Origin of the sequence: Ruminococcus sp., from assembly GCF_017650195.1 — a bacterium.
Lineage (GTDB): Bacteria > Bacillota > Clostridia > Oscillospirales > Ruminococcaceae > Ruminococcus.
This window is the reverse complement of record NZ_JAGCFH010000032.1, coordinates 1-12447: the sequence shown is the minus strand read 5'-3', so window position 1 is coordinate 12447 and position 12447 is coordinate 1. Positions and strand designations below refer to the sequence as shown.

The following is a 12447-nucleotide window of genomic DNA, read 5'->3' as shown; positions in this document are numbered from 1 at the left end:
ATTATTCAATGAGCATTTACATTTACTCAATATAATTATATCCCCACTGTCCGTTTTTGTCAACGTCTATTTAGAGAGAGAAGATGGTAGTGTATTGAGAATATATTGGCACTTCCTAATTACACATTACGAATAAAAAAGGCACTAACAAATACTCTCAACTTTCTACTCACTAAAAACGTATTTTTTGCTTTGCTAAATTACGATTTATACCGCTCCTCCAGCCATTTTATCATATTAGCAAAGCCCTCTGGAGTATTGTCGAACTCAGCCTCATGCTCTATCTCTGCCTTCATGGAACACAGTCTGCCGTGCCATGTCATGCATTTCAGTTTCTCACCGTTGGATATCTTATAGGAGAAATCCTCCTTGCTGCCCGAAAAGTCGTTGCCGCTCTCAAAATAATAGTACTTTGGTATCTCAAATATTTCCGAAACGCTCATTGTACAGAGCTCCTTTCAAAGTATTCCACTGCCATGTCAAGACTCTCATAGACCGCTGACAGCTTCGGCTCAAGCTCCGCGTCAGGCTGGGTCATATCCGGTATCATTATAGCGTGACAGCCTGCGGCATGGGCTGCGGTTATTCCGTTTGGAGAGTCCTCAAAAGCCGCGCACACCTGCGGAGGAAGTCCCAACTCCCTTGCAGCCGTGAGGTATATATCCGGGTCAGGCTTGCCGTTGGTTATCATGTCTCCGCAGACCATAGCCGAGAAATAATTGTATGCTCCGATAGTGTGCAGGTACTCCTCGGTCCTATCACTGGGAGTAGCCGTTGCCACAGCCATTTTTATACCGTGGCTACGCAGATAGTCTAGCAGTGTGAAAAGGCCCTTCTTGACCTCTATACCGTTTTCCTTTATGTACTCACTCATAAGCTCCGTTCTGTGAGCGCGTATTTCCTCCGTCGGACAGTCCTCGCCAAGAAAGCTCTTTAGCTTGGGTATGGAATACTTTCTCGCCATGCTTCGGATAGCATAGACGTGTTCCGGCTTCATATCGTAGCCGTAGTCCTTTGCTGCCAGTATCCAAAATTTCAGATAGAGCTTTTCGGTGTCTATCATAAGACCGTCCATATCGAAAATTGCACCTTTGAGATTATTCATTACATCGTCCTTTTTCTTTAGTTGAGAGTGGAGAGTTTACAATTAATAGTTATTAATGCATAGTGCTTTGTTATTTGCATGGTAATGCACGAAACACCAATGGCAGCGTTCCCCAAAAACTTCTCTCTACTCAATACACTCAAGTAGGAAGGGCGGAATGATTCCGCCCTCACTCCGTTATATTACTGAATCATTACCAGTTTATCATCCAGTTGTACATCCCCTCATACTGACGGGCAGAACTGTTCCACGAGAAGTCCTGTCCCATTGCTCTCTGCACCATTTTATCCCACTGCTTGCGGTGGTTGAAGAATACATGCTTTGAGTAATTAATAACTGCAAGCATCTCGTCGCCGTTGAAGTTCGCAAAGGAGAAGCCGTTTCCTGTGCCGTCAAACTCGTTATAAGGCTGCACTGTGTCCTTAAGACCACCTGTCTCGCGTACTATAGGCAGAGTTCCGTATCTCAAGGCTATGAGCTGTGTAAGTCCGCAGGGCTCGAACAGAGAGGGCATAAGGATAGTATCAGCCGCTGCATATACCTTATGGGCGAGTTCGTCGTCGTAGAGGATATTGGCAGAAACTCTTTCTGGATACTTCCACTGATAGTGCCTGAACATATTCTCATACCTCGGATCCCCAGTACCGATGATGACGAACTGAGTATTCTCGTCGCAGATACGTTCCATAGCGTAGTTTACGAGGTCAAGTCCCTTCTGGTCGGTAAGACGGGATATTATAGCTGTCATGTACTTGTTCTTGTCAGCAGGCAGACCGAGCTGCTCCTGTAATTTCAGCTTGTTCTCAGCCTTCTTGGTCTTGAAACTCTTTGCGTCAAACTTTTCGAATATCTTTTCGTCATTTGCAGGGTCAAATACTTTGTAGTCTATACCATTGAGTATGCCCCTCAGTGAAGCCGAGCGGGCACGGAGAAGACCGTCAAGCTGCTCGCCGTAGAAAGGATACTTTATCTCCTCGGAATAGGTCTCAGAGACCGTGGTTATATAGTCCGCATAGACAAGACCGCCCTTAAGCATATTCGCATCCTTGTGGAACTCCAGCTTGTCCGAAGTAAACATATAGTCTGGCAAAGCAGTATTGAACTTGAAGGTATCTATATCCCACACGCCCTGAAATTTCAGGTTATGGACAGTCATTATAGTTTTTGTTGCACTGAAAAACGGATTCGTGGCAAATGTGGAGTGCAGAAAAACAGGTATCAGTGACGCCTGCCAGTCGTGGCAGTGTATAATATCAGGACGGAAGCCTATGACGGGAAGTATAGCCAGCACTGCCTTGCAGAAGAAGGTGAATCGCTCTATATCCCACCTCAGATCGGGAGAATAAGGAGTATCACACTTAAAATAATACTCGTTGTCCACGAAATAGAACCTTATCCCATTATACTCATACTCCATTATGCCGACATGAACGCCTTCGCTCCTCATGCCGTAGTCCATATAGAAATGGTGGACATACTTGAATTCATTCCTGTACTTGTCTGGTATACAGGTATAATAAGGCATTATTACTCTTACGTCGTAGTGTTTCTTGTCAATATACTGCGGAAGAGCTCCGACTACGTCTGCCAAACCGCCTGTCTTTATAAACGGAACGCACTCTGATGCGGCAAAAAGTATATTATTCATAGCATATCTCCTTATCCAAAAATTTGTTACAGCCCCCACCAGTAACCTTATTTATATTATATACTATTTTTAACGATTAGTCAATACAAAAGTATGAACAATGCATAATCAGAGTGAGCTGAGCCAGCTCGACCGCTTGCCATGTTTCGCTAGTAAACTCGCTTAATATTACTTAATATTATCAAAATCATTAATCGTACAACGCTTACGGCACATAATAATAAATTAACCATTACAAATTACCTAATGTTTATTGGCTAAATCCAACAGTAGTATATGCGGTAATTTATATATTAAGCCGAATTTCAAAAATTTTTTCAATATTGAATAGTTTTCCGTTGAATAAAGCCTCGGTCCATTTCGGTAAACGACATGAACATCATTTCCTACTCATGGTTTCGGCATAATTACATTGACAGGCATACATGAGCTGTCGAGGACACTAGCCCCTACTAATCTTCTTACTGAAAAAGGGACGGAAAATCCGTCCCTTTTGCACTTAACTAAAGTATTTAACGCCGCTCTCAAATATCTTCTGGTCCTTTTCACCCTGAACGTTCTTGCAGATATAGCTGCCCTTACGCTCGGAGTGTCCCATTTTGCCGAATACACGACCGTCGGGAGAGGTAATTCCCTCGATAGCCTCAATAGATGTATTGGGATTGTAGCGGATATCCATCGTGGGATTTCCGTCAAGGTCAACGTACTGAGTCGCTATCTGTCCGTTGTTTGCAAGCTGCTGTATGAGACTTGCCGGAGCTACAAAGCGTCCTTCACCATGGGATATGGCAACTGTATGGATATCTCCCACCTCGCAGCCGTAGAGCCACGGGCTCTTGTTGGAAGCAATACGTGTATTTACCATCATTGACTGGTGGCGGTTTATGGTATTGAAGGTAAGTGTGGGAGCATCATCCGCCATGTCGATTATCTCGCCGTAGGGAACAAGTCCCAGCTTAATAAGAGCCTGGAAGCCATTGCAGATACCAAGCATAAGTCCGTCACGATTCCTCAGAAGGTCGTGAACCGCATCCTTGATCTTAGGATTGCGGAAGAATGCCGTGATGAACTTTCCGCTTCCCTCGGGCTCGTCGCCGCCACTGAAACCGCCAGGGATCATGATTATCTCGGAACGTCTTACAGCGTTCTCAAAGTACCTTACGCTTTCCTCAATATCCCCCGCGGAGAGGTTGCGGATAACCACTACCTCAGGCTTTGCACCTGCCTTCTCGAAGGCTCTTGCTGTGTCGTACTCGCAGTTGGTGCCAGGGAATACAGGAATAAGAACTCTCGGCTTCGCTATCTTTGTGGAAGCTGCAAGCTGTATCCTGTTAGGTGACGAATAGGTCTGTGGAGTTGCGTCCGTGGTCTTTATCCTGCAAGGGAATACAGGTTCCAGCTTGCCTTCCCATATTCTCTGTAGATTGTCGAGACTTACAGTATAGTCCATGCAGAGTATCTTATAGTCGGAGATAGTCTTTCCGATAATATTCTCGCCGCTCTTTGCGTCACCTCTGAGCTCTATGATAAAGGCTCCATAGTGAGGTTTAAAGAGCTCGTTTCCGCTGAGGCGTGAGGTAAACTCGAAGCCTATCTTGTTACCAAAGCACATTTTAGCAATACCCTCAGCAAAGCCGCCGTAACCGTTTGTCCATACAGCGTTTGCGCGGTCAGCCGCTATTATCTGCTCCACCTTATCAAAACAAGCCTTTATGCTGTCAAATTGGGGAAGTCCGTTTGCATCATACTCTGGAACTATAGATATTACCGTATTTCCTGCGCCCTTGAACTCAGTGGACACTACCTTGTCGGCAGTTGAAGTGGAAACTGCGAAGGAAACAAGAGTAGGGGGAACATCTATTTTCTCGAAAGTACCGGACATTGAGTCCTTGCCGCCGATTGCTCCACAGCCCAGCTCCAGCTGAGCCCTGAAAGCGCCGAGAAGTGCTGCCATAGGCTTACCCCAGCGCTTGGGGTCATTCTGCGTCCTCTCGAAGTACTCCTGGAAGGTGAGCCAGCACTTCTTATATGAACCGCCTGCTGCGACTACCTTTGCGATAGACTCAATAACTGCCAGCATTGCACCGTGATAAGGTGACTTTTCCGATATATCTGGGTTGTAACCCCAGCCCATGAGAGAGCAGGTGTTGGTCTCCCCTGTGAGCACTGGTATCTTAGCTGCCATAGCCTGTGAGGGAGACATCTGATACACGCCGCCGAAGGGCATGAGTACAGTTCCTGCGCCGATAGTTGAGTCGAACTTCTCGATAAGCCCCTTCTGTGAGCAAACATTGAGGTTTGACATAAGCTGCGCCCATGAATCTTGACTGTCAGCCACACTGTCCTCGTCAATCAGGACAGGAGCCTCAACCTCTATGTCTGTATACTTGGGAGCACCGTTGGAATTGAGGAACTCGCGTGATAAGTCAACGATAGTATTACCGTTCCACACCATTTTAAGTCTCGGCTCATCAACAACATCCGCAACGAGGGTAGCCTCAAGGTTCTCCTTTGAAGCCTCCTCCATAAATCTGTCCTTGTCCTCCGGAGCGATCACTACAGCCATTCTCTCCTGAGATTCTGATATAGCTATCTCCGTGCCGTCAAGACCGTCATACTTCTTTGGTACTGCATTGAGATTGATAACAAGTCCGTCCGTGAGCTCACCGATAGCAACTGATACGCCGCCTGCGCCGAAGTCGTTGCAGCGCTTTATCATCTTTGTTACCTCGGGATTGCGGAACAGTCTCTGGAGCTTTCTCTCCTCGGGAGGATTTCCCTTCTGTACTTCTGCACCGCAGTGTTCGAGGGATTCAAGTGTATGTGACTTTGAGGAGCCTGTAGCTCCGCCGCAGCCATCACGTCCTGTTTTGCCGCCCAGGAGTATAACGATATCTCCTGCCTCAGGGCGTTCCCTGCGGATATTCTCAGCAGGAGCAGCTCCAAGAACTGCGCCTATCTCCATTCGCTTCGCAACGTATCCTGGGTGGTAAACCTCTGCAACATGACCTGTTGCAAGACCTATCTGGTTTCCGTAGGAACTGTAGCCGTTTGCAGCTCCAAGGGTTATCTTTCTCTGTGGGAGCTTGCCTGCAATAGTATCCTCAACTGGAACAAGCGGATTAGCCGCACCTGTAACACGCATAGCCTGATATACGTATGAACGTCCCGAGAGTGGGTCTCTTATAGCTCCGCCGAGGCAGGTAGCCGCACCGCCGAAAGGCTCTATCTCTGTAGGGTGGTTGTGTGTCTCATTCTTGAACATGAGGATCCAGTCCTCCTGCTGTCCATCGATTTCCACCTTTATCTTTACTGAACAAGCATTTATCTCCTCGCTCTCGTCGAGGTCTGGAAGCTTTCCGTCAGCCTTGAGCTTCCTTGCAGCAAGTGTAGCAAGATCCATAAGGGTCATGGGCTTGTCCGTTCTGCCCAACTCCTTGCGGATGTCCACATACATATCGTAAGTGTCCTTTATATAGGGAGTATCTATCTTTACGTTTTCTACATTAGTAAGGAAGGTGGTATGACGACAGTGATCAGACCAGTAGGTATCTATCATACGTATCTCCGTGATAGTAGGGTTGCGCTTCTCCTCGTTGCGGAAATAGTCCTGACAGAACTTGATATCATCGTAGTCCATTGCAAGACCGAACTTGTCAACGAATGCGTGAAGTCCAAAGGCATTGAGGTTGATAAAGCCCTCTAGCTCCTCAACAGTTGTGGGGATATCGTAATTTGTATCGAGCGTCTTTACCGTCTCCAGCGAAGCCTCACGGCTCTCGACAGGATTGATGATATACGACTTGAGCCTTGCGAAGTCTGCGTCGGTGATAATACCGGAGATTATGTAGATACGGGCATTTCTAACGCGGCAGCGCTCTCCCTGACGGAGTATCTGTATACACTGCTCGCAACTGTCAGCTCTCTGGTCGAACTGTCCGGGGAGGTACTCCACGGCAAACACTCTGTCTGTTTCACTCACCTGTGGGAGCTCGTCGTAAACCACATCAACGGCAGGCTCAGAGAATACGGTATTCACCGCAGCCTTGAAATCCTCCTCGCTAAGTTTGTCAGCGTCGTACCTGTTGAGAATGCGAACACCTGAGATATTCAGTCTGAGAGCAGTTTTTATATCGCTGAGAACAGATTGAGCCTCTACTGCGAATTCAGGCTTCTTTTCAACGTAAATTCTGAATACGGACATAATTCAGTCTCCTTTCAAACAATTCATAGTTCATAATGCATAGCGTAATTAATGTATCTGCTTCACTGATAATAATAAGAACCAAAATTTTTTAGATCTGCCGCCGTAAGACGACCCAATAATTACGAATTACGCATTAAAAAGCATTATACATTATGAGTATGCATTTAGTTGTCAGCGACTGTGCTGCCGAAGCAACAGTCTTGACCATACCCTTCTATTATAACACTTCTTATCTGATTACGCAAACTTTTTTCGGGATTTTTCCTTGAAATCTTTACTAATGTATAATCAGGTGCATATCCGTGATGAAATTCTGTAGAATTTTCACGCTCGAAGAGCACCTTCACAGTTTTCCCCACCATATACTTGAGGTAACGCTCTCGGTCCATATCTGCGGCAGCTGTCATTTCCTGCCAGCGTTCAGACTTGATATTTTCCGGCACCTGTCCTGTCATCTGAGCCGCTTTGGTGCCGTTTCTCCGCGAATACCTAAATACGTGCACTCTTGAAAAGCCTATCTTCTTAACAAAATCTACGGACTCCCTATGGTCCTCGTCGGTCTCCTGAGGGAAGCCCACCATTACGTCCGTAGTGAAGGAACATTCTGGGAATATACCTCTTATATGCTCTGTAAGGGCAAGGTACTCTGCGGCAGTATAATTTCTGTTCATAGCCTTGAGGGTCTTTTCACAGCCGCTTTGCAGCGACAGGTGGAACTGTGGACAGAACTCTGGCAACGCTCTCAGCCTCCTGAGCAGTTCTCCTGACATGAGCTCCGGCTCAAGAGAGCCGAGGCGGACACGCTCTATCCCCTTGGTGTGTGCACACATCTCCACGGCGTCGGAAAGATCTCTTTCCCATTCACTACCGTAAAACGCAAGATTTATACCGGAGAGGACTATCTCCTTCACTCCCCCCGCAGCTATTGCTCTTGCCTCCTCATAGAGCAACGAGAGGGGCTTCGAGCGGCAGCGTCCCCTTGCAAATGGTATCATGCAGTATGAGCAGAACTGGTTGCAGCCGTCCTGTATCTTCACGAATGCACGAGTATTGCTGTCAAACTGCGCACATTTTAGTGGCTCGAACTTGTCGTCGGAGCTGAACTCCCTTATATCGACTATGCGCCTGCGCTCCGAGAGACATTCCGTCACCAACCTGACTATAGCGGAACGTTCCTTGGTTCCCACTATGATATCCGCCTCTCCGAGCTTTTCAGCCTCCTCGCGGTTAGCTTGAGGATAGCAACCGGTTAGTGCTATAACAGCCTCAGGCAAGGCTGAACGCAGCTTTCTCAGAGCCGTCAGCGTGCGGCTGTCTCCCGAAGCAGTGACGGTACATGAATTGATAACGACTATATCCGCAGAGATAGCCTTGTCAGTTACCTCAAAGCCTGCCTCCCGGAACATTGATTTCATGCACTCGGTCTCATAGTAATTGACCTTGCAGCCAAAGGTCACAAAACATATCTTATACATAAAACACCCTTTATTTTATTAGATAATACATATAACGCTATATGAAATATGCACAATTTTCAATTTACTTTTTTATGCACTATCGCTATGAATAAAAAAGTCCTTTACCATTTCAATCAATTATACGAATTTGACGAAAATTTGACAAATCCATTGACACAGCGAATTATACGTGCTATTATATATGTGCGGTCAGGGAAACCGCAAAAAAAGAAATAAACAAGAAAAAACAAACAGACATCTGAAAACAGGAGGTAAAGTTATGACTAAAACAACTGTTAATCTTCAGGCAATCAATGACGTAAAGGATTTCGTCAATATCGTTATGAAGTATGACTTCGATATCGACCTCGTTTCCGGCAGATATGCGGTAGACGCAAAGTCTATCATGGGTATTTTCAGCCTCGACCTCTCCAAGCCCATAGAGCTTGATGCACACACAGATGATGCTGATAAATTCCTCAAGGAGATCGACCGTTTCATTGTGAAGTAAATTAAATCATAACAAAAGGGATATGTTCCGCAAGGAATGTATCCCTTTTATTTTTATCGTTCAGGATACTTTCATATCCTCATGAATGGTATTCCCGTTGCTTGCGTCGATATATACGTCACTTATCTTGCTGTTTGAAACAGGTACTATCCACACGAGAGTGGGGCCGGTATATATCGTGAGCTTGGGAATTGTTCCCTTTGTAACCTTGTATTTATCAGATGCGCATTTCAGAGCCGCCTCGGCGCTTACTCTCGGCTTTGTGCTAAAGCCCCACATATCTGTGTAGGTGCTGTTTATCACAACAGGCAGGCTGCGGTAACTCTCGTCCACGGTAAGCTCAATAAAGCTGCCTGTGACCTGCAACCCATCGTAATACTGCTCAAACCTGTAATCTGTTATATCACCGTATTCGATAGTTCCAGCGAACTTCAATTCACTGTAAACATCACCAAAACCCATTTCCTGCGAATATGAAGCAATAAGGTCAAGAGCCTCCTGCTCATTCGTCACGGGAGAGGCTCCGAGAACTCCCTGTATTATCCTAACAATACTATCGTCGTCTTCGTCGCGCTTTACAAACGCCATATCCTCACCCTTGAGAGGTGTTACCTCCTCAACAGAGCGCTGCTCCACCGACCACTCTGTCGGTCTTTCAGGAACAGTCTTCTTTTTGTTGCTCTTTTTATTATTTGCACAGCCGCAGGTCAGAAGCACTGCGGCAGCTGTCAAAGCCGTAGCTACAGCTCGTTTATTCATATCATTACCTCCGCCGTATCATTGCCTGTCATAGTATCTCTTGCCGCCGTTCGGTCGGAAATAAGTCCTTATATATCCATCCGTTGACAATATAACGAACTCATTGGTAACTTCGATATAGTATACGCTGTCGCCGTCCTCGGCTTCGGTCTTGTGAAGGGCTTTGGAATTGTTTATGACGTCGCTGGCTCCCTTTTCGTAATCGGCAGCGGTCTTATAATCAAAATCGGCTTCAAATTCAGCTCCATGCTTCTCGAAATGGTCGGCAAGCTGTTTTTGACTCCGGAAGTGATACTCAACGTAGGAACCATCGCCACTGTCGAAAACGGTAGTGGTAGTTGTTGTTTTCGCAGTCTCTTCGGAAGTTGTTGTTTTGTTCTTTTTGGCCGTTGTTGCTCTTGAAGTCGTATTCTTCTTTGACGATGCGGAAACTTCTATAGTCTTTTTTGTAGTTGTTCCGGATTTTGCCGTAGTTATAGTTCCAGAGTTGGCGGTTGTAGTCCAGACTACTATCCCCTCTGTAGTGGTGACTGTCTCTTTTATCGGTTTTTCACTGTAGCTCCCGTTATGTTTGCTGCATCCGCCAAGCAAGGTGACAGCAAGCAGTGCAGCTGCCGGCAATGCAGCAAAAATATTCATTCTGTTCATATACTTACCTCCTGACACAGCTCATGTAACTACATTATACTGCAACTTACGAAAAATATCAAGTTACAAAACAGCAAAAATCCCGAGAACACAAAAGGCTCTCAGGATCTGCTGTTATCTGAGGAAATAATGTTCAATGCCCTAAAGCACGTACTTCTCTAACGTCATAAGTCAGCTTGAACTCATCGTCGTCACACTCACTGTAAAAGCTGTTCACAACGCGCTCAGCCACAAGGCGTCCGCCTTCATCGTCAGCTCCTATCAGCAACGCAAGTATCCTGTCCTCGCTGCATACTGAGGAGATATCTCCCCTTCTGAGGCACTTCCGCACCTCCTCTGAAAGTATATTCATTACCTGCTCCCTTTTTTCAGACGAGCTTTTCTTGTGAGCGCTCAGGCTGAACACGAGCATCTGTGTATCCTTCTGTGTTCGCTCAAGAACTCTGAGCACGAAACGGAATATATTCGTAAAATCCACGGAGCGGACGCAGTATGCACCTGATTCTCCGTCCTTCAGCTTAAGAAGGCTGTCTATTGTAATAGACCTGTGGATATCGTTATTCGGCACCACCGTAGCAAGGGCTTTCGCTCTTCTCAACATGAGCTGACTACATATCGGCAGCCTTATCACATCGTCAAAGCCGAGAGCCATGAGTATCTCCTGGTTTTCGCAGCTCACCTCTGAAGTGACAGCCGCAGCAGGAGTATTGCAGTGCTTTCCTGAAGCGCGGATATTCTCGATTACAGTGGCTATAGATCCGCTGCAATAAGCCTCTGAAACTATGATTATATCACATTCCGGAAGTCCGCTGGCATCGGAAACGATCATGCATTCAAAGCTTTTGCCGAGATTTTTTTCCCAGTATTTAGCCCTTCTCTTGCTGTCAATTATTCCTGCTCTCATCGTTCCGCCCCCCGGTTCAAAGAATATTCACAAGTGAATTATATCATATTCACAGTTAAGTATCAATTATCGTTTCTTACAAATTTTTGTCATATTTTTTGTCGGAATTACCGCTTGACAGAGTGAAAAGCGCTTCATAGCGTAAAAAGGGGCCGCCGCCTGGCAGTCCCTTCTTTAAAATGATTTATTAATATTCATGGCAACAGCTCTTACACCTGAACGCTGTTGTCGTCTATGAATTCAAGAATGTCTCCCGGCTGACAACCGAGGGCTTTGCAGATAGCATTAAGCGTAGAAAAGCGAATTGCACTGACCTTGCCGGTCTTTAGCTTTGAAAGGTTGACGTTGCTCACTCCCACACGGTCGCTGAGTTCGTTAAGGCTTATCTTTCTGTCAGCCATAACGCGGTCAAGTCTGAGTATTATCGACATACACTCTCACCTCACAGTGTTTCGTCAGACTCTACCTGGAGAAGCTTGCCATAGCGCAGTATCTCCGCTATCACCAAAAAAAATGCAACAAAAAATACTGACTCATTCCCTGCTAATAACATACCCTTAAGGAAGCCGATATCTTTTGCTTTGAGCAGTGCCTGAACCATAAAATCCACTGCGAAAAGTCCAGCGATTCCTCTTACTGCCCATTCATTGCCACGGGTAAAAGGTCTACCGCTCCGGAATATTCTGAAAAATATCAGCGCTGCCGCAACAAGGACTGCGGCATAGATATAATAACCGAATTTCATTGCGTACATATAATTCTGCATTTCCATAACGATGATTTTTCCAGTGCTGACGCCTCCTATCACACAGAAAGCCGCACCGAGAAGAGCCAATATCGATATTACAAGGCTGCTTCTTTTGATTATTAATATATTTTTTTCCATTTTAAACTCTCCTTTTTTCTTACAGCATCTCATCAGATTCTTTCTGCAATACCGCTCATACGGAACATCAGCTGCAGGGATGCCACAACTGTGATGATAAGGGCTGGTAACATACAAAAGCTGACAATACGTAGAGTATCACCTGCCAATCGCTCTTATCCGGCCAAGCTTCTTTGGTCTTATTCCAGCTGTCGATCTAGCCTGCCTTTGCATCGGGTAAATAGGTATAAATGTAATATATAATGTAGGCTATTACCCCGACGACTGATATCCTGCTGATATTTTTTTCTTTGATGTCAGTTTTGTGATTTCCATAATTTTT

11 protein-coding genes are annotated in these 12447 nt (G+C 45.8%); 1 reads left to right on the top strand and 10 read right to left on the bottom strand.

From position 1 onward, the window contains the following. Positions 1-200: 200 nt before the first annotated feature. The 5 genes from J6U00_RS01335 to mtaB all read right to left on the bottom strand — a co-directional run bounded on the left by J6U00_RS01335 (position 201) and on the right by mtaB (position 8435). On the bottom strand, positions 201-443 hold the full coding sequence (locus J6U00_RS01335; RefSeq protein WP_296577842.1) for a hypothetical protein: 243 nt from the start codon (positions 441-443) through the stop codon (positions 201-203). Further along, entirely contained in the window at positions 440-1105 is a 666-nt protein-coding gene (locus J6U00_RS01330) for an HAD family phosphatase (protein WP_296577840.1), read from the bottom strand. Before J6U00_RS01330 ends, J6U00_RS01335 begins: the two co-directional genes overlap by 4 nt. Before the next feature lie 193 nt (positions 1106-1298). Beyond that, on the bottom strand, positions 1299-2753 hold the full coding sequence (gene glgA, locus J6U00_RS01325; RefSeq protein WP_296577837.1) for a glycogen synthase GlgA: 1455 nt from the start codon (positions 2751-2753) through the stop codon (positions 1299-1301). Positions 2754-3252: 499 nt separating this feature from the next. Next, complete coding sequence (locus tag J6U00_RS01320) at positions 3253-6957, bottom strand: phosphoribosylformylglycinamidine synthase (protein ID WP_296577835.1); 3705 nt, start codon at positions 6955-6957, stop codon at positions 3253-3255. A gap of 167 nt (positions 6958-7124) precedes the next feature. Continuing rightward, positions 7125-8435, bottom strand: a complete 1311-nt coding sequence (gene mtaB / locus J6U00_RS01315) for a tRNA (N(6)-L-threonylcarbamoyladenosine(37)-C(2))-methylthiotransferase MtaB (RefSeq protein WP_296577833.1) — start codon at positions 8433-8435, stop codon at positions 7125-7127. 262 nt (positions 8436-8697) lie between these two features. Here mtaB and J6U00_RS01310 point away from each other — a divergent pair, with 262 nt between their 5' ends. Further along, positions 8698-8928 carry an HPr family phosphocarrier protein gene (locus J6U00_RS01310; protein ID WP_296577831.1) on the top strand — a complete coding sequence of 77 codons (231 nt, stop codon included), beginning with the start codon at positions 8698-8700 and terminating at the stop codon, positions 8926-8928. Between the two features lie 60 nt (positions 8929-8988). On the opposite strand, the gene J6U00_RS01305 is transcribed toward J6U00_RS01310, so the two are convergent. From J6U00_RS01305 to J6U00_RS01285, 5 genes are all read right to left on the bottom strand, one after another. Further along, positions 8989-9687 carry a PepSY domain-containing protein gene (locus J6U00_RS01305; RefSeq protein WP_296577828.1) on the bottom strand — a complete coding sequence of 233 codons (699 nt, stop codon included), beginning with the start codon at positions 9685-9687 and terminating at the stop codon, positions 8989-8991. 18 nt (positions 9688-9705) lie between these two features. After that, positions 9706-10335 (bottom strand): hypothetical protein, encoded by a 630-nt coding sequence (locus tag J6U00_RS01300; protein ID WP_296577826.1) that lies wholly within the window; start codon positions 10333-10335, stop codon positions 9706-9708. Positions 10336-10468: 133 nt separating this feature from the next. After that, on the bottom strand, positions 10469-11239 hold the full coding sequence (locus J6U00_RS01295) for a hypothetical protein (protein WP_296577824.1): 771 nt from the start codon (positions 11237-11239) through the stop codon (positions 10469-10471). A 209-nt stretch (positions 11240-11448) separates the two neighbouring features. Next, complete coding sequence (locus tag J6U00_RS01290; RefSeq protein ID WP_296577821.1) at positions 11449-11670, bottom strand: helix-turn-helix transcriptional regulator; 222 nt, start codon at positions 11668-11670, stop codon at positions 11449-11451. An 11-nt stretch (positions 11671-11681) separates the two neighbouring features. Further along, positions 11682-12125, bottom strand: coding sequence for a DUF2975 domain-containing protein (locus J6U00_RS01285; protein ID WP_296577819.1), 444 nt, complete (start codon positions 12123-12125; stop codon positions 11682-11684). Positions 12126-12447 lie beyond the last annotated feature (322 nt).